Annotated in this window: 28 protein-coding genes and 1 tRNA gene; 16 read left to right on the top strand and 13 right to left on the bottom strand. The window is 60.6% G+C overall.

The window, feature by feature from the left end:
- Window positions 1-3: 3 nt before the first annotated feature.
- The 6 genes from BPHY_RS09540 to BPHY_RS09515 all read left to right on the top strand — a co-directional run bounded on the left by BPHY_RS09540 (window position 4) and on the right by BPHY_RS09515 (window position 5,684).
- A complete protein-coding gene (locus BPHY_RS09540) occupies window positions 4-1,095 on the top strand; it encodes a phage baseplate assembly protein (RefSeq protein WP_012401262.1) in 1,092 nt (363 codons plus the stop codon).
- Window positions 1,092-1,691 carry a phage baseplate assembly protein V gene (locus BPHY_RS09535; RefSeq protein ID WP_012401261.1) on the top strand — a complete coding sequence of 200 codons (600 nt, stop codon included), beginning with the start codon at window positions 1,092-1,094 and terminating at the stop codon, window positions 1,689-1,691. The genes BPHY_RS09540 and BPHY_RS09535 overlap by 4 nt, the downstream gene beginning before the upstream one ends.
- Complete coding sequence (locus tag BPHY_RS43065; protein ID WP_012401260.1) at window positions 1,688-2,905, top strand: phage GP46 family protein; 1,218 nt, start codon at window positions 1,688-1,690, stop codon at window positions 2,903-2,905. Before BPHY_RS09535 ends, BPHY_RS43065 begins: the two co-directional genes overlap by 4 nt.
- On the top strand, window positions 2,905-4,008 hold the full coding sequence (locus BPHY_RS09525) for a baseplate J/gp47 family protein (RefSeq protein ID WP_012401259.1): 1,104 nt from the start codon (window positions 2,905-2,907) through the stop codon (window positions 4,006-4,008). Before BPHY_RS43065 ends, BPHY_RS09525 begins: the two co-directional genes overlap by 1 nt.
- 8 nt (window positions 4,009-4,016) lie before the next feature.
- Window positions 4,017-4,610 (top strand): YmfQ family protein, encoded by a 594-nt coding sequence (locus BPHY_RS09520; RefSeq protein ID WP_012401258.1) that lies wholly within the window; start codon window positions 4,017-4,019, stop codon window positions 4,608-4,610.
- A gap of 882 nt (window positions 4,611-5,492) precedes the next feature.
- Window positions 5,493-5,684 (top strand): hypothetical protein, encoded by a 192-nt coding sequence (locus tag BPHY_RS09515; RefSeq protein WP_052306069.1) that lies wholly within the window; start codon window positions 5,493-5,495, stop codon window positions 5,682-5,684.
- Here BPHY_RS09515 and BPHY_RS09510 read toward each other — a convergent pair.
- Genes BPHY_RS09510 through BPHY_RS09500 form a run of 3 tightly spaced genes read right to left on the bottom strand, consistent with a single transcriptional unit; the run spans window position 5,674 to window position 7,899 of the window.
- Complete coding sequence (locus BPHY_RS09510) at window positions 5,674-6,867, bottom strand: acyltransferase family protein (RefSeq protein WP_012401256.1); 1,194 nt, start codon at window positions 6,865-6,867, stop codon at window positions 5,674-5,676. The genes BPHY_RS09515 and BPHY_RS09510 overlap by 11 nt on opposite strands.
- A 52-nt stretch (window positions 6,868-6,919) precedes the next feature.
- Complete coding sequence (locus tag BPHY_RS09505) at window positions 6,920-7,612, bottom strand: hypothetical protein (RefSeq protein WP_012401255.1); 693 nt, start codon at window positions 7,610-7,612, stop codon at window positions 6,920-6,922.
- A gap of 2 nt (window positions 7,613-7,614) precedes the next feature.
- On the bottom strand, window positions 7,615-7,899 hold the full coding sequence (locus BPHY_RS09500) for a hypothetical protein (protein ID WP_012401254.1): 285 nt from the start codon (window positions 7,897-7,899) through the stop codon (window positions 7,615-7,617).
- Window positions 7,900-8,134: 235 nt separating this feature from the next.
- Between BPHY_RS09500 and BPHY_RS09495 the strand changes: the two genes are divergently transcribed.
- The 7 genes from BPHY_RS09495 to BPHY_RS09460 all read left to right on the top strand — a co-directional run bounded on the left by BPHY_RS09495 (window position 8,135) and on the right by BPHY_RS09460 (window position 11,464).
- Window positions 8,135-8,383 carry a hypothetical protein gene (locus BPHY_RS09495; protein WP_012401253.1) on the top strand — a complete coding sequence of 83 codons (249 nt, stop codon included), beginning with the start codon at window positions 8,135-8,137 and terminating at the stop codon, window positions 8,381-8,383.
- A 1-nt stretch (window position 8,384) separates the two neighbouring features.
- Entirely contained in the window at window positions 8,385-8,957 is a 573-nt protein-coding gene (locus BPHY_RS09490) for a glycoside hydrolase family 19 protein (RefSeq protein ID WP_012401252.1), read from the top strand.
- Window positions 8,954-9,451 carry a hypothetical protein gene (locus BPHY_RS09485; RefSeq protein WP_012401251.1) on the top strand — a complete coding sequence of 166 codons (498 nt, stop codon included), beginning with the start codon at window positions 8,954-8,956 and terminating at the stop codon, window positions 9,449-9,451. The genes BPHY_RS09490 and BPHY_RS09485 overlap by 4 nt, the downstream gene beginning before the upstream one ends.
- A 68-nt stretch (window positions 9,452-9,519) precedes the next feature.
- The gene (locus BPHY_RS41665; protein ID WP_012401250.1) at window positions 9,520-10,359 is read left to right on the top strand and encodes a hypothetical protein; all 840 of its coding nucleotides are present in this window, start codon (window positions 9,520-9,522) and stop codon (window positions 10,357-10,359) included.
- 51 nt (window positions 10,360-10,410) lie between these two features.
- Window positions 10,411-10,623 carry a hypothetical protein gene (locus BPHY_RS09470; protein ID WP_012401249.1) on the top strand — a complete coding sequence of 71 codons (213 nt, stop codon included), beginning with the start codon at window positions 10,411-10,413 and terminating at the stop codon, window positions 10,621-10,623.
- A 41-nt stretch (window positions 10,624-10,664) separates the two neighbouring features.
- A complete protein-coding gene (locus BPHY_RS09465; RefSeq protein WP_012401248.1) occupies window positions 10,665-11,084 on the top strand; it encodes a hypothetical protein in 420 nt (139 codons plus the stop codon).
- Window positions 11,084-11,464: a DUF1353 domain-containing protein gene (locus BPHY_RS09460; RefSeq protein WP_012401247.1), complete on the top strand. Its 381-nt coding sequence runs from the start codon at window positions 11,084-11,086 to the stop codon at window positions 11,462-11,464. Before BPHY_RS09465 ends, BPHY_RS09460 begins: the two co-directional genes overlap by 1 nt.
- A gap of 34 nt (window positions 11,465-11,498) precedes the next feature.
- Here the strand turns inward: BPHY_RS09460 and BPHY_RS09455 are convergent, their stop codons facing one another.
- The 7 genes from BPHY_RS09455 to BPHY_RS09425 form a co-directional block, all read right to left on the bottom strand.
- Window positions 11,499-11,804, bottom strand: coding sequence for a hypothetical protein (locus tag BPHY_RS09455; RefSeq protein WP_041763505.1), 306 nt, complete (start codon window positions 11,802-11,804; stop codon window positions 11,499-11,501).
- A 32-nt stretch (window positions 11,805-11,836) separates the two neighbouring features.
- The gene (locus BPHY_RS09450; protein WP_012401246.1) at window positions 11,837-12,253 is read right to left on the bottom strand and encodes a type II toxin-antitoxin system HicB family antitoxin; all 417 of its coding nucleotides are present in this window, start codon (window positions 12,251-12,253) and stop codon (window positions 11,837-11,839) included.
- Between the two features lie 55 nt (window positions 12,254-12,308).
- Window positions 12,309-12,485 carry a type II toxin-antitoxin system HicA family toxin gene (locus BPHY_RS09445; protein ID WP_041763899.1) on the bottom strand — a complete coding sequence of 59 codons (177 nt, stop codon included), beginning with the start codon at window positions 12,483-12,485 and terminating at the stop codon, window positions 12,309-12,311.
- Between the two features lie 78 nt (window positions 12,486-12,563).
- Window positions 12,564-13,202: an ATP-dependent DNA ligase gene (locus BPHY_RS09440; protein WP_244257606.1), complete on the bottom strand. Its 639-nt coding sequence runs from the start codon at window positions 13,200-13,202 to the stop codon at window positions 12,564-12,566.
- Complete coding sequence (locus BPHY_RS09435; RefSeq protein ID WP_041763504.1) at window positions 13,195-13,380, bottom strand: hypothetical protein; 186 nt, start codon at window positions 13,378-13,380, stop codon at window positions 13,195-13,197. Before BPHY_RS09435 ends, BPHY_RS09440 begins: the two co-directional genes overlap by 8 nt.
- A 346-nt stretch (window positions 13,381-13,726) precedes the next feature.
- A tRNA-Ser gene (locus BPHY_RS09430) sits at window positions 13,727-13,817 on the bottom strand.
- A 209-nt stretch (window positions 13,818-14,026) separates the two neighbouring features.
- Entirely contained in the window at window positions 14,027-14,248 is a 222-nt protein-coding gene (locus BPHY_RS09425; protein WP_041763502.1) for a hypothetical protein, read from the bottom strand.
- A gap of 252 nt (window positions 14,249-14,500) precedes the next feature.
- Between BPHY_RS09425 and BPHY_RS09420 the strand changes: the two genes are divergently transcribed.
- Entirely contained in the window at window positions 14,501-14,806 is a 306-nt protein-coding gene (locus tag BPHY_RS09420) for a PAAR domain-containing protein (protein ID WP_012401243.1), read from the top strand.
- Between the two features lie 23 nt (window positions 14,807-14,829).
- Here the strand turns inward: BPHY_RS09420 and BPHY_RS09415 are convergent, their stop codons facing one another.
- Window positions 14,830-15,606 carry an SGNH/GDSL hydrolase family protein gene (locus BPHY_RS09415; protein WP_012401242.1) on the bottom strand — a complete coding sequence of 259 codons (777 nt, stop codon included), beginning with the start codon at window positions 15,604-15,606 and terminating at the stop codon, window positions 14,830-14,832.
- A gap of 150 nt (window positions 15,607-15,756) precedes the next feature.
- Between BPHY_RS09415 and BPHY_RS09410 the strand changes: the two genes are divergently transcribed.
- Window positions 15,757-16,128, top strand: coding sequence for a DUF2591 domain-containing protein (locus BPHY_RS09410; protein WP_012401241.1), 372 nt, complete (start codon window positions 15,757-15,759; stop codon window positions 16,126-16,128).
- Between the two features lie 17 nt (window positions 16,129-16,145).
- Here the strand turns inward: BPHY_RS09410 and BPHY_RS09405 are convergent, their stop codons facing one another.
- On the bottom strand, window positions 16,146-16,418 hold the full coding sequence (locus BPHY_RS09405) for a hypothetical protein (RefSeq protein WP_012401240.1): 273 nt from the start codon (window positions 16,416-16,418) through the stop codon (window positions 16,146-16,148).
- Window positions 16,419-16,634: 216 nt separating this feature from the next.
- On the opposite strand from BPHY_RS09405, the gene BPHY_RS09400 reads away from it, so the two are divergent.
- Window positions 16,635-18,275: an acyl-CoA synthetase gene (locus BPHY_RS09400; RefSeq protein ID WP_041763893.1), complete on the top strand. Its 1,641-nt coding sequence runs from the start codon at window positions 16,635-16,637 to the stop codon at window positions 18,273-18,275.
- Window positions 18,276-18,306: 31 nt separating this feature from the next.
- Here the strand turns inward: BPHY_RS09400 and BPHY_RS09395 are convergent, their stop codons facing one another.
- Window positions 18,307-18,852: an Lrp/AsnC family transcriptional regulator gene (locus tag BPHY_RS09395; RefSeq protein ID WP_041763501.1), complete on the bottom strand. Its 546-nt coding sequence runs from the start codon at window positions 18,850-18,852 to the stop codon at window positions 18,307-18,309.
- Window positions 18,853-18,931: the final 79 nt, after the last annotated feature.

The raw sequence follows: 18,931 nt of genomic DNA, 5'->3' as shown, positions 1-18,931 counted from the left end.
ACGATGGTTGACGACGGAATCCTGCTCTCGATCGGCGATTACATGCTGTCGGGTTGGACGAGCCTGCGCTGCACTCGCGGAATCGAACGGTTTCCGAGCGACTTTGAACTCGGTATGACCGAGCTGTTTCCGGGTCAGGCGAACGACGTCGTCGTGCAGGAGGGCGACCCGTTCATCTTGACGATCGGATTGGATCCCGTTGTGACCGGGTATATCGATCGCGTGGTGCCGAGCATCAACGCGAACATGCATGAGATCCGTGTCACGGGGCGCGGGAAGTGTCAGGATCTGCTCGACTGCGCGGCGCAGTGGCCGAACGGCCAGATCAGCAATTGCACCGCAGCCGACATCGCGGCGAAGCTCGCTGTGCCATACGACATCACCGTCAATTGCGATGTCACTGGTCTGCCGATCATCCCGCAGCAGAACATCATGCTCGGCGAGACCGCATACGAGATCATCGAGCGGTCTTCGCGCTTCAGCGCGTTGCTCGTCTACGAGGATCCCGACGGATCGCTGCGGCTCACGCGCGCAGGCACGGAGGTGATGGCGAGCGGCGTGCAGGAAGGCGTCAACATGGAAAGCGCCGCAGTGACGCGGTCTATGGACCAGCGCTATTCCGAGATCATGGCCGTCATGATCGGCACGAACAACCTGCAGGACCTGAATGCCGTCGATGCGCCAGTTTTCACGGCGACTGATCCCAACGTAAAACGGCATCGCAGACGCGTCGTGATTGCGGAGGCCGGTCAGTTGGGATGGGACGTCGGCAAGCAGCGTGCGCTATGGGAAGTCGCACGGCGCCGCGGACGCTCGGAGGTTGTGACGCTGACCGTCGACAACTGGCGCGACGTCGACGGGAATCTCTGGGAGCCAAACAAGCTCATCGACGTTCTGATTCCGTCGCTGAAGGTGGCGGGCGATCAGGCTGGCACTGTGCCCGTGCGGTATCTGATTGCCGAGGTGACATATCACCTTGGCCTTGAGGGCACTCATGCGGAACTGACGCTGATGGCGCCGGAAGCATTCACGCCGCAGCCGGTTCTCATCCAACCGCAATACGCAGACGTCATCGGAACAGTCCCCCAGCAATGAGTGATCAGGTAGGAATTCTCGAACGCACCGCGCGGCGCGTTCTGCTGTCGCTCGCCCGCGCGCTGGTGACGACGGTGAATGACGCCGGCGGATTTCAGCGCGTGCAGGTGAAGCTAAACGCGCTGGAGACGGCAGACAACACGCCGCGCCCTGTCGAGTTCGGCCTCACGTCGAATCCGCCTGTTGGGTCGGACGCGTTTGTCGTGTTTCTGGGTGGCGATCGTTCGAACGGTGTCGTGCTCGGCACTGTGCACCAACCATCGCGCCCAAAGAACCTCGCGCCTGGCGAAACGATGCTCTATAGCCAGGACGGCAAAAACATTTATCTGACGGCATCTGGCGGGATCGTGGTCGACGCAAAGAATCAGGCTGTCACGGTCAACAACGCAACGACGGTGACGATCAACGCGGCGACCAAGGTCCGCATGGTGACGCCGCTGCTCGAGGTGACTGGCGACATCATCGATAACGCGGGCACCAACACCCACAACATGTCGCAGATGCGGCAAATCTACAACACCCATACGCACGCGGTCGTCAACGTCCAAACAGGCGGCAGCACGATCAACACCAACGTACCGAGCGCTACGGAATGACGGACACTTCGACAGTTTGGGACGTTGCGCATGGGCGCGGCGATTGGGTCGTCAATCCGACTACTCTCACGCAGACGCCTATATCTGCAGCATCACCAACGCTGTTTGGTGTTGGCGATGGACTGGCGACACAGTTCCCGCTCGTTCCAGGCTCAAGCCAGATCAGCAACATCGTTGCCCAGATCTACCGCAACGACTGGCAAGGCAACCAGTTGCTGTATGCGACGGCGCGGACGAACTATCTGAAGCAGTCGCGGTTTTTTAGCGGATGGTCTACTGTCGCATCGGGAAGCGCGACTGCCGCCATTACGCCGGCCTCGGCGAATGGTCCGGATGGAACGGTAAATTCTGCGGCCAGAGTCGTGTATTCGGCGACATCTGCTGGGCAAATTCCGATTGTGCGCATGGGAATTTCTATTCCCAACGGTGTGCCGATGTCGCCGAGCGTATGGGTGCTCGCGACGACCAGCATGACGCTCACATTGCGCTCGCCCGCTGCGAGCACGACGAATATTGCGGTCACTGGGTCGAATGCGTGGCAACGCCTCTCGCTGCCAGCCAGCCTCACGGGCAGTACGTTTTACAACTTCGACATTGGGTATGGTGCCAGCCAGCCCGGCGCGACAATCTATGTCGATTGCGGGCAAATGGAGGAATCTTCAGCGGTGGGAGTCGGCGCGACCAGCTACATCCCCACCACCACCGCTGCGGTGACGGTGACGGATTATGCGCTGTCTCCGTATGGACTCGTCACCCTCGCAAGTGCACCTCTGCTCGGCGCGTCACTCACGTGGACCGGTAGCTACCTGCTCAACACGGTTTCAATCGGTGGCGATGTTGAGACCGGCAATGACCTTGAAACGGCCATTTTGATAAGTCTGTTCACAGACAGGATAGCCGCGCCAGATGACGTTATTCCTGACGGCACGAACGATCCTCGCGGCTGGTGGGGCGATGCCGGCGAGACGGTCAATATCGGCTCGCGGCTCTGGCTTCTGACGCGAGCAAAGCAGACGCAGGAAACGTTGCAACGCGCCTACGACTACATCGTTGAGGCGCTGCAATGGATGATCGACGACGGCGTCGTCGCCAAGTTCGACGTGCTGGTCGAGTGGACCAAGGCAAGCGAGCTCGGCGCGCAGGTCGTCGCATACAAACAGGACGGCTCGACGTCGGCAACCGCCTATACGTGGGCATGGCAGGGGATTAACTGATGCCGTTTTCCAGACCGACACTGACGGACCTTCAGACGCAGGTCGCATCCGACATCGCGTCGAGCGTGCCTGGCTCCGATCCGCTACTGCGCTTTTCGAATCTGCGCATCACCGGCAGAGTGCAGGCCGGGCTCGCGCATCTGCATTACGGCTACATCGACTGGATCTCGAAGCAGGCTGTCCCGTGGACGTCGACCGATGAATACCTGGCCGGTTGGGGAGCGCTGAAGAACACCTATCTGAAGGAAGCGACGCTAGCGACAGGCTCAGTCACATTCCCAGGCTCTTCCGGAACGATTCTGGCCGGCACACAGGTTGTGCGCGGTGACGGCTTCATCTACACGACGAATGCGGACGCAACTGTATCTGGGTCGTCGGTGACGGTGGCTGTCACGGCAAGCACGCCGGGCGCGGCGGGCAATTGCGACGCTGGCACGGCGTTGACGCTCGGCACGGCTGTCACGGGCATCCAATCGGGCGGAACGGCGGCTGCAGCTTTCACGGGCGGCGCAGACGTCGAGACGCAGGATGCCTTCTACGGGCGCGTGATGTCCGCGTTTCAGACTTCTCCGCAGGGTGGAGCGAAGGGGGATTACGCGACGTGGGCGCTTCAGGTTGCCGGCGTGACGCGCGCGTGGGTAGCACCGAACGGCTTCGGTGCCGGGACGGTAGTCGTCTATGTGATGCTCGACAGCGCCGAATCTGCGCATAACGGTTTCCCGCAAGGAACGAATGGCGTCGCCGCAGGAGAGACGCGCGCGGCCGCGGCAACCGGCGATCAACTGACCGTCGCGAACTATCTGTACTCGCTGCAACCTGTGACGGCGCTGGTCTATGTGTGCGCACCGACGCCGAACACGGTGAACTTCACGCTCACCGGCACGACGTCATGGAGCACGACGACGAAGAACGCTGTTAGCGCGGCCATCGCTGGCGTATTGCTGTCGAACGGCGCACCGGGCGGCACGGTGAACATGTCAGACATCGAGTCGGCGATCGCGGCCGTATCCGGCACGGCTGGTTTCGTGATCACCTCGCCGACGGGGAACATCACGAGCGCGACTGGCGCATTGCCCGTGCTCGGCACCATGACCTTCTCGTGAGCTGACTGATGCCAGCACCGAACCTCACATCAGCCGACTACCTCCGCGCGTTTCAGGCACTGATGCCGCGCGGTCGGGTCTGGCCGAAGGATCCCGACGCCGAGCAGACAGCGGTCTTCACGGGAATCACCAAGGTATATGCGGGCAATACCGCGAGAGCGAATCAGCTACTCGTCGACGCGTTCCCCGGCACGACATACGAGCTGCTTCCGGAATGGGAGTCGACGCTGGGTCTGCCGGATCCGTGTGCCGGCGCATCTCCGACGGTTCAACAGCGTCGCGCGCAGGTCGTTGCTCGACTGTCTGCGACCGGCGGCCAATCGGTTGCATATTTCGTTCAGCTGGCTGCGAATCTTGGCTACACGATCACGATCACGCAATTCGCCCCGTTCAGATTTGGTTCGACCTTCGGGCAGCCCCTCAACGGCGTTGCTTGGGCGTATGCGTGGCAGGTAAATGCGCCTTCATTCTCAGTGAAGTACTTCCGATTCGGAGCGAGCGGCTTCGGCGAGCCGTTCGCAGCGTGGAATAACAACGTCCTGCAATGCGAGTTGCAGAAATACGCGCCGGCGCATACCCAACTCATTTTCAAATATTCCTAAGGACTATCGATGGACCGTCTGATTGCTTCCAACACCGTTGCAGTGGGCAGTGGTGATACTGCGCCCGCGACCGGGACGCCCGGGCAAGCCACGTCGGGAAATCCTGCCACGAACACTCCAGCAACGGTTTTTCCAGCGTATGCATGGAATGCCATTCAGGAAGAGATGATTGCCATCCTGGCTGCCGCAGGTATCACGCCTGATCGAAACAACAATGCCCAGATCGTCGCCGCGATCAAGGCGTTGTGCGGTCCAGGTCGCCTTCTCAATGGCGGCCCGACTGTGTACACAGCGGGAGCTACGTGGAATCGTAATCCCGCAACAACTTTCCTGATTGTTGAAATACAAGCACCAGGCGGTGGCAGTGCGGGTGCTCCGGCTACGGGTGCCAGCCAGTATGCTGGTTCGCCGGGGGCGTCTTCGGGTTCATACGCAAAAGTACTGCTAACTGCTGCACAGGCTGGTGCATCGCAGACCATCACTGCAGGTGCGCCAGGTGCAGCAGGCCCTACCGGCAGTGGAGCGGGCGGCACCGGTGGTACGGCCTCGTTTGGCTCTATCATCACTTGCCCGGGCGGCCTTGGTAGTAGCAGCTATGGCCCTACTGGCACTACCACGTCGATTCAGAACGCGCCTAGCGCGGCGGGACTCCCAACTATCACTGCCGGTATCGTTCTTACCTCGACCCCGGGAAATACTGGTGGTTACGCAATCGGCACGTTGACGGGCGTAGCATCTGCGCAGGGTGGTGCGGCGCCCATCAACGGTTCTACGACGTCAGAAGGCTCGGGCGGCCGTGGCACTGGCATTGGCGCAAGCACAAGCGCAGTGGCTGGTGCTGTAGGCGGCGGCCCCAAAATTATCGTTTGGGAGTTTGCATAAATGAATAACTGCGCAATCGTGCGGGACGGCATGGTCATCAACGTTGTGGTGTGGGATGGGAATACGGAACAGTGGCAACCACCAGAGGGCACGACCGCCGTGCTTGTTACCGATGAAACGGGCCCTGCGTACATCGGCTTCCCCTATGCTGACGGGCACTTTACGCCGCCGCCCGCGCCGGTCAACGCATAGCCAGAGCGACAACCCTATCGATGCCTTTCATGAGGTGACGCTCCACGATCGACAGGCAATAGCCGAAGGCGATCGTTATAGCTACTCCCGTGGCGCCGATTGCAACACACACGTCGGTGCGGTCGAGATATGGCGCAGATCTTGTAATGACGTATGACGAGAAGGTGCAGATCACGAGCGCCTGGGCAAGGTAGATTGGGAAAGAAACCTTGCCCAGAAACCTCGACACGCCGTTTTGGAAGAAGCGGCGCATGTCCTTGCTCAAATATGCGCCAATCAAGAACAGAACCGCCATCAGGAATTTCTTATTGTCTTGGGCGAAGATGGTGATTGAGTCAAGCCAGCTTGTGACATGCGTCACATCGGGAACGCTCAGGAATCGATACTCGAGAGCATAAGAGGCTATCACCAACAATGGCGCGATCACGCGTGTCGACATTTTTCCTCGAATGTGATCGAGTTGCCCGTTGACACGTAGGTGGCTGAAAAGCACGCCGAGGAAAAACAGCGTGTACCACTTGTTTGCTAAGAACGTGAACGCGATGATGACCGCGAGGGTCAGCGTTTGGCGCTTTATTCTGCTGTGCACATAGAGGTAGAGAAAAACCATTGCCGATCCAGTTAGCTCGATCGGCATCGTCCAGAGGAACGGATTAAACCCTTTCCCTTCTTCGCCAAACGAGAAAACCGTAAGGAATGGGTATTTGAGCGCATCTAGCATCGTGAAATCGCTAGGCATCAAGATTCCCAGCCAGTCCTCGCGGTGCACGATCAGTGCGCTTTCTTTGTTGTGTGTCAGCCCGATCCGAATTGCTACCACCGTGATCGCAGTCATGATTGCGATCGGTGCGACGAGCCGGAAATATCGTTTGACCACCATCTTGTCGAGAAGGGATTTCTTCTCAGTAGAAAGAAATGGGGTCGACAATGCGTCGCCGGAGAGGATGAAGAAAACGTAGACAGCCATCGGGCCATCGAAGAAGAAAAACGAGCTCGGATTTACGAAATGTGGATGCAGCTTAGAGAAAGTTTCTAAGCAGACGTGAAAGACGACGACGCACAGCGCAGCCCAGCCGCGTATTCCATCAATTTCCTCAACGCGGCCGACTTGCTTTGTGGCAGCCGAAGTAGGAGATGTCGCCTTGTTTGGTACAAGGCGGCTCGGGTTCGCGGTTTCAGTCATTCTTACGCTGCGTTACATTTAATGTCCGCGCAGTGTATCAAATAACAGAAAGTTAGAACTTAACCTTGAGTTCCACTGTCGTGACGTCGTTCCAGAGCGGCGGCACGTTTCGATTGCGGCTGTTCAGGCCAGTGAAGTAGTGACGCGCCGCGACGCTCACGCGGCCGTATCCGACCGATACTCCGATGACGGGCGCGACTGACCAATAGGCGTCCGAGAGGTGCAGGGTCTGCGGCGGTACGCCGCCAACCTGCCAGCCGGCGATGTCCTCCGACCACGAATCGCGGTGGACATACGCGCCGACCTCGGCGCCGAGCCGCATGCCATATAGCCAGTAATATGCCTCGGCGGTCAACGCCGCGCCTTGCGAGCGACCTTCGCCCGTGAAGTATGCGGTCGGGACCCCTGTTTTGTTCGCGTACGTGTGCGAGCCGGGATCGTAGTTCTCGTCCTGAGGCGTGCAGGAGCAAGACGCCGCGAAGCGCCCGAGATTCACATAATCGAGATGCCAGTCGACGCCCCATGCGCCACGCGTGAGGACGGGACCAGTGAGACCGAGCGAGAAGGTCGGCGGTTTCGCCGTGACGTGCGAGCCGCCCGGAATGCCTGCTTGCTGCCATCGGCCGTCGGGAGTGTCGGCCTTGCTGATGCCGATGCCGGCCTGAAAATGAATTCCGAAGGGGCGGGCAACGTAGTCATCAATCACATCCGCGTGCGCAGCTGCTGCCGCGCAGCCAAGTGACATTGCTACGGCTGCTGTTCTCCATCTGGCACCGGGCTGAACTCGGCTCCGGCCCGGCGCATCCTTTCGAAGATGCGCTCGAGGGTTTCCTTGTCCAATTCGAGCTGCGCCATCATCGTAAAGAGCATTTGAGCGCTCATAGGACGCGGGTCGCGTGGATTGGTGTACTTGCGCCAGTGCTGGTCGCCCGCAAGCCAGCAGAGATCTGCCATCTGCTTGCCGGTGAGCCCAAGCTCTGCCTTCAAGTCGGCAAGGTTTTTCGCGGGAGGATGCTTGTAGTGAATGGGCATAGCCTGGCACGCGCCGGGCGCGAAATGTGAGCTTCATGATCATCGTCCTTTCGGGATAAGCGGGACTCGCGAATGCGTTTCCCTATGGACCGAACATTAGCCCTATAAGGGCTAGCAGTCAAGCATCAAATAACAACCGACCACCAGCCGCCTTCGGGCGGCTTTTTCATTTCCGGGGCCGCCTTTGAACCATCCACACGCAGATCACCAGCGGATTGCCGCACTGGAGAGCGAGATGAGCACGCTTCAGCAAGAGATCAGCGCATACCGCGCTGAACTTTTGGCAAACACAGAGGCGACGCTGCGCGTCGAGTCGAACACAAAAGAACTGGTCGAGCTGCTGAAGCTTGCGAAGTCAGGCGTCGGGTTTTTCACGGCGACCGGGCGCGTCCTGCGTCGAGTGGTGATCTGGGTCGGCCCGTTCCTCACAGTTGCGGGCGCCCTCTGGGCTCTCGCGCACGGCAAATGGCCGTCACTGGACTGACATGAACCTCACACCTTCCATCGTTGCTGCTGGCTGCGGTGCGACGCTGCTGCGCGCGACGCAATGGGTGCAGCCCCTTCAGGGTGCCTGCGACCGTTTCAACATTAATACGCCGCTACGCGCGGCTGCGTTTCTCGCGACGATCGGCGTCGAGACAGGGCGCCTGATGTGGGTGCGTGAACTGTGGGGCCCGACGGCAGCGCAGACCGCGTACGAGCCTCCATCGGCGAAGGCGGCGCAGATCGGCAACACGCAGCCGGGCGACGGGCGCCGCTTCTGCGGACGAGGCTGCATCCAGGTGACTGGGCGCTCGAACTACGCCCGCTGCGCAAGCGCCTTGGGGCTCGACCTCATCGCGCATCCTGAGCTGCTCGAGCAACCCGCCAACGCGGCTTTGTCTGCCGCGTGGTTCTGGTCGACGAACAAGCTGAACGCGCTCGCTGACGAAGGCGACTTCCTCGCGGTATCGCGCGCAGTGAACCTCGGCAATCCGAACTCGAAGGCCACGCCGAACGGCTATTCCGAACGACTCGCGCTCTATGGCGCGGTAAAGAAAGCATTGGGGATCGCATGAGCGACGTTACCGAAGTCCATCAAGAGAAAGAGACGCTGTCCGTCGAGGTAAACATTCCCGGGCATGCGCCGCGCACGACAACGGCGCTATTTGCCCGCACGCGGAAAATCCTGCTCGAGCGCGAAGGCGCGCGCTGCTTCATCTGCAATGCGACGGCCGAGCAATCTGGTCATCCGCTCGAGGCGCATCACCATCCGATCGAGCGCTCGCTCGCCGAAATGATCGATTGGGATCGCTTCAAGCAGGACGCGCAGGCCGGCTACTGGGGCCCAAACATTCAGGCATTCGACTGGGCGAGCTTCACCGACTGGACGCAGTTCGTCGACGACATGACGGTGAATGGAATGTTGGTGTGCCGCACTCATCACACCGCCAAGGATTCCGGAATTCACACATTGCCGTTCCCTTTGTGGGTGGCGCAAAAATACGCCAAGGAAGGCTACGCGTTTTCTGACCTCGAAACCATCCATCACTATGATGTGGATGTAAAATGAGCGAGCCGCCAAGGTGCTACCAACACCAGGGCGGCTCTAACCACCAATTGCCTGTGAAGAGGTAACCGATGGCTGAACCCCATTCTAGCCTAGCCGGGAAGAAGTTCTATTCGCTCACGTTCCTTCGCCCCACTACATCCGATCGTGGCATGATGCGCGGCCTCTTCAGATGTGACTGTGGTGCCGAGGCGGAGATCAGAATAGCATCCGTGAAAAGCGGCAATACGCGTTCGTGCGGATGCGGCAAAAGACGGCGCCCTCAAAACAGGATCAGCCTCGCTGGTGGTGAAAAATTTGGCATGCTTGCATTCGTCAGCGATGCACCCAAGCGATCAGGGAATCCAAATCGAAGAGTCGTCGCACGTTGCGATTGCGGTTCGATCGGGGAATATTTCTTGAGCGCGCTCAGAACGGGGAGTACCAAGTCTTGCGGGTGTTTGCGCGACGACCATTCAATTTATGAGACGCATGGCCACACCTCTGCGCGCACATTCAGCCCTGAGTACTATACATGGACGTCGATGAAGACTCGCTGCACCAATGCGAAATCGCGCGCATGGGCGGACTATGGCGGCCGAGGGATCACCGTCTGTGAACGTTGGATCGATTCATTTGAGAATTTTTTGGCCGATATGGGGCCTAGGCCACAGGGAATGACGCTTGATCGCTTTCCCGACAGCAATGGAAACTATGAGCCGGGAAACTGCCGTTGGGCTACCCCTGCGCAGCAGTCGGCCAACACGCGAAGAAACACGCTCGTCGAGTTCAATGGCGTCAAGAAAGCAATTTCTGAATGGGCGACAGAATATGGGCTCACGTACAACACGCTGATCGCGCGAATCCATCGCCTGAAATGGCCGATTGAAAAGGCTCTGACGACGCCGCCAAGACCATCGTATAAACGATGACCCCAACCCCGCTTCGGCGGGGTTTTTTATTGCCCATTCGAAGGAGCGCCTATGAATGACCTCATTAAGCCGGTCTCGGTCGGCCTGCTGTTCGTGTTTCTGGCCGTCTGCGATTACCTGAAGGTCAACGATCCGGCCTTGCGCGAAGCCGCGTTCGGAATGATCGGCCTCATCACCGGTTGGCATGGCGTGAAGAGCCTGCCGATCAGCCTCGGCAAGAGCAGCGCCGTTGCGCAAACCGTAGCACCCAGCTCCCAGCAGTAAATCCCCGCCGCGATCGCGGCATACCTGAAGGAAATCCCGAAATGAAAAAACTCATGCTGCTTGCGGCATGCATCGCCATGCTCGCCGGGTGTACGACTGCTCCGCAACTGACCTTCCAGCAACAGGTGTCGATGACGTGCGGGCTCGCGAAAGGGGAGATCGCCATCCTCCGGAGCGACGGCGTATTTACGGGTGGTGCAGCGGATACGCTGGCGAACACCGTTCAGCCGGCGCTCGACAAGGTGTGCGCCGCCGGTGCAAGCGTCGGCTCGACGGATCTCCAATCGATCGTCAATACGGCGTTGCCCGCGCTCAAGACACTGGTTGATGGATCGTCGATGGCCGATCAGGCGAAGAACGAAGCCAAGGCCGCAATCGACACGGTCATCCTGGCTGCGAATGCTGCACTCTCGATGCAGGCGGCCACGGTTGCGACGGCGCCCGTCGCGGCGAGCCAATAATGGCTAAGTTCCTCACTTCACTGGTGATGGAAAACGCCACCGGCATGGACGACGGCAAGTGGCGCCTGACGGCGCCGCTGATCTACGACTCGGACGTTGCGGGTAAGGTCATTGTCGTGCCGACGGGCTTCGTCACGGATCTGGCGTCCGTGCCGCGCGTGCCCATCGCCTATATGCTCGCTGGTGGAACCAGCAACGAGGCGTCTGTGGTGCACGACTACATCTACAGCTCGCACATCGTCGACCGAGCGACGGCTGACGCGGTACTGCGCGAGGCGTCGGCGGTGACGGGTGTCCCGGCATGGCGTCGCGCGATCATGTGGGCGGCCGTGCGCGCGTTCGGCGGTTCGCACTGGGATGAGAAGCCCATTCCCGCGTGAAAACAGTCCACAGCCTGTAAGTCGTGAACACAGGCTACGGACTGTAACTGCAGGTTTTGCCCCAAGATGCGGTATACGAATGCAGGGGAGTTTGCGCTAGAGGCTCTCGACCGCCGATGTACACGACGCGCGCGAACTCGTTGACTCCATTTCCGTCTCCGGTTAAGACGAGCTTCATTCCGTAATAATCGCCCACTCGGGCGACCGTCGCATCTGGAGGTTCGCCGAAAGTGAAGCCTTGTGCACATGCGAGGGCCTTGGAGGCCGACACCACAACTTGCAGGTCACCCTCGGTTTCCAAAATTGACTGCAGCTGGGCGATGTATTGAGACAGTTTCATCCAATCTCCTTGGCGTGCCACCAGGCAGCGCGTCAAGCGACTCCAATTTCGAGATGTTTGCCTAGGGCCTCGAGGGCCTCGGCAATAGTATCAATCTTCGTCGCGTGCTTGACGTCGACGATCCGATTCACGACCTGTGGACTAGTTCCGAGGCGACGCGCGAGCTCGGATGGCGTCACCTGCTGGCGGATCATCTCGTTCAGCAGTAATACCTTGGCCGATACGCTGGCGGGCAGGGCGACGAGTTCCTCGCCCTTTTTGGCCTTCGACGGCTCGGGCACCGGGCGGCGATCTTCGAAATAGAAGTCCATCGCCGTCAGCAGCGCGTCTGCCGCCATCGCTCGAGCTTCTTCCATCGTCTCGCCACTGGTCAGCGCTTCGGGGATGTCCCGAAATGACACGGCGAATCCGTCGCCATCCGGTTCGAACAGGGCGGGGTAACGCAACATAGTGCACTCCATTGCTTGAGAGACGGTGCGGAGAAAGCCCCGTTCGGGGCTCCCTTCACTTCAGACCGAGCTGCTTCAGAATCTTCTGCCTCAGACCTTCCCCGATTTCGTGGCCGGGGTGCCTCGGCAGGGTGGTTTGTTTGCCGTTCAGGTAGACCTTCGTGTGATTCGATCCTTCCTTGAATCTCGCGCCCTGATCAGCTAACCACCTCTTGAACTCACTCTGTTTCACCGTCCCTCCGTGTTGTTGACATGTGTTTATATTAAACATTAATGTTTAAACAAGCAAGGACTGTACAAGCATTTTTGCTTATTCTTTTGCTGCCCGTCCAAACCCGAGCGGTGCAGCCCTGCTATATGTGGGGTTCTTGACCTTGATCCAGTTCAGCGAGCGACCGCGCACGTATGGCGAATCTTTGCGCTTCGCGACCATACCCTCAAAGTCGTGGGCCTGTGCTTGCTCGAACACAAGATCTCCCACGCCTTCGACGTCGGTGACGTAGACCAGCGTGGGGGTATCGTCGAATGCATCGCGAAGCCGGTCTTTCCTGTCGATGAGCGGGTGGCCGCGTAGGTCGAGCAGAGCCTCCATCATCATGTCGAAGACGTAAAGGCGGGCGGGGCATTTTCGTGCGGCAGACGGAACGGTACGGGGAGAGATCGTCCGTGCCCGCTGCTGCAGACTGGCGAAGTCCGCACTACCTCGTGCGCTACCGACGGCCAGCTCTGTATCCCAGACGAAATCCCCTGGCACGTGGGCGACTGCGGCGACCACATCGGGGAACGAGGAGTTGAAGAGATTGCCTTCGCGGCTGATTAGATCGACTGTTTCGCCATGCTTGCGCACGAGGCAGCGGAATCCATCGAGCTTCCATTCGAAAAGCCAATCTCGGTTGGAGAACGGGCGCCTCTGAAGCGTCGCGTGCATCAGGTCCGAGGCTTCAATCACGGCCGCGCGCTGTCCATTCCCACACGAACGCCAGCTTCGCCCATTTGTCGTTCTTCGGGCAGCCTGTCACCGAACACATGTGCTCGAAGTCATCCAGTGCGGTATGGCCCAGCTTATTCGGCTCCGCGCGGAATAGAAGGACATCGAGAATCGCGTCAGCGTTGCCGTACTCGAACATGGTTCACCTCCACGGCTTCGGTTGAGCACGGGCCGGGCCCGATTCGTCATCTGAACCGATCGCACGCACCCAGAACACGCAGCCCGTTTCCGGCTGCGCCTGAACCGCGGGGTACTTTTCCCTGACGCATTCCGCATGCGAGCCGCCCGCTATCGGACCGCCGTAATGCTCACACCACATGCAGTGATGATCGTCACCATTTCGTTGCAAAAGTCCCATAGCGCACCTGTATGGATATACAGTAGTTTAGCGCGGCGCGGGATCTGAGGTGCTGAATCTATGGCACAACCCCGTTTCTATGGCACAGCGGCGGGATCGCGTCGGCTGGGAAGCCTTATGGGGAAAGTGGCGGAGAGACGGGGATTCGAACCCCGGATAGGCTATTAACCTATACACGCTTTCCAGGCGTGCGACTTAAACCGCTCATCCATCTCTCCGGCGGGAGGCGCATTATAGCAGGACTTTGGCGCTCATGCTAGTTTGCTGTCGCGCCGGGTGCCTTGCCGCGATGGCGGCATCGCGGGAGACCCACGCGAGCCACCGAGTCGGGCATTCCCGAGCCGGTTCCGGAGCAAGCTCAGCACGGCGGCACACCGTCGTGATATCGCATCGATACGTCATCCTGATTAAACGTCGACGCTAGCGGTCACGAGCGCTCATGCTTCCGACGAAACCAACTGGAACGCAAGTTACGGCCAACAAGCACCCCGAGCACAATCGACAATGGCGTCACACCCCACAGCACGACCGGCCAGAATTCCTCGCCACCCAGCGCACTCATATCGAGGCACCACCACGCGACGAGTTCCACGCCGATTACCCAGCCAAAAATCGTCGTCAATAATCCCTTTGCCATGCTCGTCTTCATGAGTTTGAGCCTGGCGTCGGCATGTGATTGAAGATCGGCGCTTCAACGGTGTTGAAAACGACGAAACGCCTGAAGGCATGATCGCCTTGTCTATATCCGCGGCGGAGGGCGTAATCCGTCCCGCGAACGCTGTCGAGTTGCTGCATGAAAACACGTGCTCGTGATTGCTGCTGGACTGCAATGATCCGGTGGCTGAGGGGCGCGGCGAGGTCGCGACGACAGCCAGCGCGATTCTATTGAGAGCACGGACTCATGATGTCAAAGAGTGTCAATGGCTCAGCGCGCGCGAACCTGTGCAATCGCGAGACGGCGAACGGCACGGTGCAAGTTGTCTCGACCACGATTCAACCGGAAGGACGCGACGTCACGCATGAAGGCGGCAACGTGGCGTGTCCGGCATGCCGTACGACGGGCACGATCCAGTGCGATGGTCAGCGCGAAGTGATGACGGCACCCGACGGCCGGCATGCCGCGTTGAGCGATGATCTGTGCATCTGCGGATGCAAGCCTCATCCGAAGCTGGTCGCTTCGCAGCAGGTGCTTTCCGTGGGCGAATGAGCATGCGGCGTCGTGCGCCGCATTCACTCCATCAGCCTCGCTACGATCGGTTCGATCACTTCGCGTTGCCGCTCCGCCTTGAGACGGTAAAGCGCATCCGTGGGGTGCACGCGATCGATCAGCAGCGAGCGCCAGTCGCGCATCGCGCCGATCGGCGCATACTGCCGCACCAGCGCAAGCCCGTAGCGTTTCGCCAGTTCATCGACGACAGCCACGTATTGCGGCACGACCGTCTCGTTCAACGCGTAATCGACGGGATTGGGTTCTTCGAGCACGACGATGCGTCCAGCGTTGCGCGATTCCTTGATGAAGCGCGTGAGCCGCGCGCGAAACGCGGCGGGCGGCTCCTTCACGTGATTGTCGGCGTCGTTGAGCGCGAAGTTGACGATCACGATATGCGCGGGCGATATCGTCACCCATCGCGAGTACGGTTGCCCATAACCGTTGACGCCTTGCTCGCGATCGACGAGCGTCGCGCCCGGCACGCCGTTGTTCTGCACAATCACACGCGCGCCAAAGCGCGCCTGCAACGCGGCCTGAAGCAATGCTGGCGGATTGTCGGGCGATTGCCACGACTTCGTGAAGCCGCCCGACGTCTGATAGCCCCACATCGTCGAGTCGCCTTGCGCATCGATGACGATCGTCTTGTGCAAGCCTGCCATCGTATGTCCCAACAGATGCGGCGCGGCGAGCGCCGCGCCTTGCGTTGCAACGATGCCGAGCAGCCCGGCGAACAGCTTGCGCAGCGGATGCTGGCCAGCGGCGCGGCGGCCCGGAATGCGCCCGAGGTGGAAAGTCATGGATGCCCCGTGTCGGTTCAATTGACGGAACACGCCGCGCACCATCCGCGGCGCCATCTGGCACGACAAATACCACGTCATAAAACGCAACACGAACTTGATGCACAATCAAAGCTGCGTTCGGCACATACGATCTCCACAGGAGCAGAGATGAGAGTTTCAGATCTGGAAGGCGCGGTACTCGATTACTGGGTTGCACGAGCGGATAATCTGCCGAAGCCGCGCGTCGACGACGGCTTTTGCTGGATCGAAGAACCCGCCTGCGACGGCGATCCCGCCCGCGCGCTCGAAGCGGCCTTCGCGCCGTCGACGGACTGGGCCCAATGCGGCCCGATCATCGAACGCGCGAGAATTCATCTGGTGCCGGCCGCAGCGGGCGACCGTGCTTCATGGACGGGTTCCGTTCCGGCCGGCGCGCGCACCATCGAACAGGTCGGCGCGACCGTGCTGATCGCAGCGATGCGCGCATTCGTCGCGAGCCGGTTCGGCGACGCCGTCCCCGACGAGGCAGACACGCGCTGAACACCGCCCGACATCTCTTAAAAGCACTCGAAAACCACTTCGACCGTCTGATTGCCTGCGCTACGCACGCCGTTCGTATGAATCTCGATGGTGTGCATCTGTTTTTGCTGGTCGCGGCAATACGTGTTGGCGTGCTTGAGGCCCGCGTTGCGGATGCTATTCCACGACGCGAGGCTGGTGCGTCCACGACTCGTGACCGAGAGATAGCCGTTCTGCTTCCTGTCCACGCCCGATACCGCCGTGCACGCGGCGAGCACGCCGATCCCGGCAAGCAGAATGCACTTCTTCATATTCCTCCCACAGTTGGGGCATTGTCGCGGGCGAGGGCCGCAACAGGCAACTGAAAAAAACGGAAGCAGCATTCAGCCTGTCTCGACGACCCGGGCGCGCACGCCATTACATTAGCCTTTCCGATCCGGGCGGCGTGCGGTCGGTCGCCCGTCGTACGCCGACGGCATCGCGAGCGGAGTAGCATGACAGGCAGCGCTTACAACAAGGAGACACAAATGCTGCCCGCCGCCGATACCTACGAAAGCCTCGTCACCGCGTTTGAATGGCGCATTCCGCCGCGCTACAACATCGGTGTCGATGCCTGCGACAAGTGGGCCGACGGCAGCGGCCGTCTTGCGCTGATCTGCGAGACGCGTGAAGGGGAGACTGCGCGCTACAGCTTCGACGAACTCAAGTCGCTGTCGGACCGTTTCGCTCACGCGTTGAGAAAGTGCGGCGTGAAGAAGGGCGATCGCGTCGGCATCTTCCTCGCGCAATCGGTAGAGACGGCGCTCGCGCATCTCGCCGTGTACAAATGCGGCGCGATCGCCGTTCCGCTCTTCGCGCTGTTCGGGCCTGACGCGCTCGAATACCGTCTGGCCGATAGCGGTGCCGTCGCGCTCGTGACGGACGTGGGCGGCGCGCAGAAGATCGCCGCGGTGCGCGCGAGCCTGCCTGAATTGCTCACGATCTTCTGTGTCGACGTCGATCAGGCGGATCACGCGTTGCAGGCCGACTCGTTCTGGTCCGCGCTCGACGATGCGCCGCCGGCCGGCTTCGACCCGGAACCGACGGCCGCCGACGATCCCGCTGTCATCATCTACACCTCCGGCACGACGGGCAAGCCGAAGGGTGCGTTGCATGCGCATCGCGTGCTGCTCGGCCATCTGCCCGGCGTGGAGATGCCGCAAGCGTTCTTTCCGAATGACGCGCGGCTCATGTGGACGCCCGCCGACTGGGCGTGGATCGGCGGGCTATTCGATGTGCTGCTGCCGGCATGGCATCACGGCGTCGCCGTGCTGGCGCGGCGCTTCGACAAGTTCGACGGCGAGGCCGCGTTCGATCTGATGCAGCGGCATGCCGTTACCCATGCATTCCTGCCGCCGACGGCGTTGAAGATGATGCGCGCCGTCGAGCATCCCGAGCGCTGGACACTCTCGCTGCGCGCGGTCGCGAGCGGCGGCGAATCGCTCGGCGCTGAACTGATCGAGTGGGGACGGCGCGCACTCGGCGTGACCATCAACGAGTTCTACGGGCAGACGGAATGCAACGTGGTCGTGTCGTCGTGCGCGACGCTGTTCGAGCCGTGCTTCGGGGCGATCGGCAAGGTCGTGCCGGGCCATCGCGTGGCGATCGTCGACGACACAGGGCATACCGTCCCGCGTGGCGAGCCCGGCAATATCGCGATCCACGCGCCCGACCCGGTGATGTTTCTCGGCTACTGGCGCAACGAGGCGGCGACACGCGACAAGTTTCGCGGTGACTGGTTGCTGACGGGCGACATGGGGCTGATGGATGCGCAAGGCTTCATCCGCTTCGTCGGCCGCGACGACGATGTGATCACGAGCGCCGGTTACAGGATCGGCCCGGCGCCCATCGAAGACTGCCTGCTGCGTCATCCCGCCGTGCGCATGGCGGCCGTGGTCGGCGCACCCGACGCGCAGCGCACCGAGATCGTCACCGCGTTCGTCGTGCTGAATCCCGGCTACGACGCGAGCGACGCGCTGGTGCAGGCGCTGCAGCAGCACGTGAAGACGCACCTCGCCGCGCACGAATATCCGCGCGCGATTTACTTCGTCGAAGCGTTGCCGATGACGGCGACGGGCAAGGTCATTCGCCGCGAACTGCGCGACCGCGTAACGCCTGCGCCGTGCTAAACCGCCTGTCTGCGTGCGAGCAGGGCCCAGATCAGGCCCATTCGCGCGGCGCGTCGTCTTGCGCGGCGAGCGTAAGACCCGCGACGGGCAGCGGCAACGCCGTCTTGTAGCGCACCTGCTTCAGCGCGAAGCTGGAGCGGATATTCGATACGCCCGGAATCTTCGTGAGCCACTGCACGATGAAGCGTTCGAGCCCCTGCATGTCGGGCACGACGACGCGCAGCAGATAGTCGGCGTCGCCCGTCATCAAGTAGCACTCCATGACCTCGGGGCGCTCGCCGACTTCCTGCTCGAAGCGGCGCAACGCCTCTTCGACCTGCTTTTCGAGGCTCACCTGAATGAACACGTTGATGCGCAGCCCGAGTGCTTCCGCGTCGAGCAGCGTGACCTGCTGACGGAACAGGCCGAGTCTTTCGAGCGCGCGCACGCGGTTGAAGCAGGGCGTGGGCGACAGATTGACGGCGCGCGCGAGTTCCGCATTCGTGATGCGCGCGTTCTGCTGGAGCTGCTGAAGAATCGCGATGTCGATGCGGTCGAGGCGCCGCGCTGCGGCGGCATGTCTGGCGTCGGAAGCCATAGTGTAAATATTCCATGTAAAGCCGATATACCAGAATAAATACACTATATGGAAGCGCCTGCGCAAGCAAAAGAGACGC

Origin of the sequence: Paraburkholderia phymatum STM815, from assembly GCF_000020045.1 — a bacterium.
Lineage (GTDB): Bacteria > Pseudomonadota > Gammaproteobacteria > Burkholderiales > Burkholderiaceae > Paraburkholderia > Paraburkholderia phymatum.
This window is presented reverse-complemented; position numbering and strand designations above follow the sequence as displayed.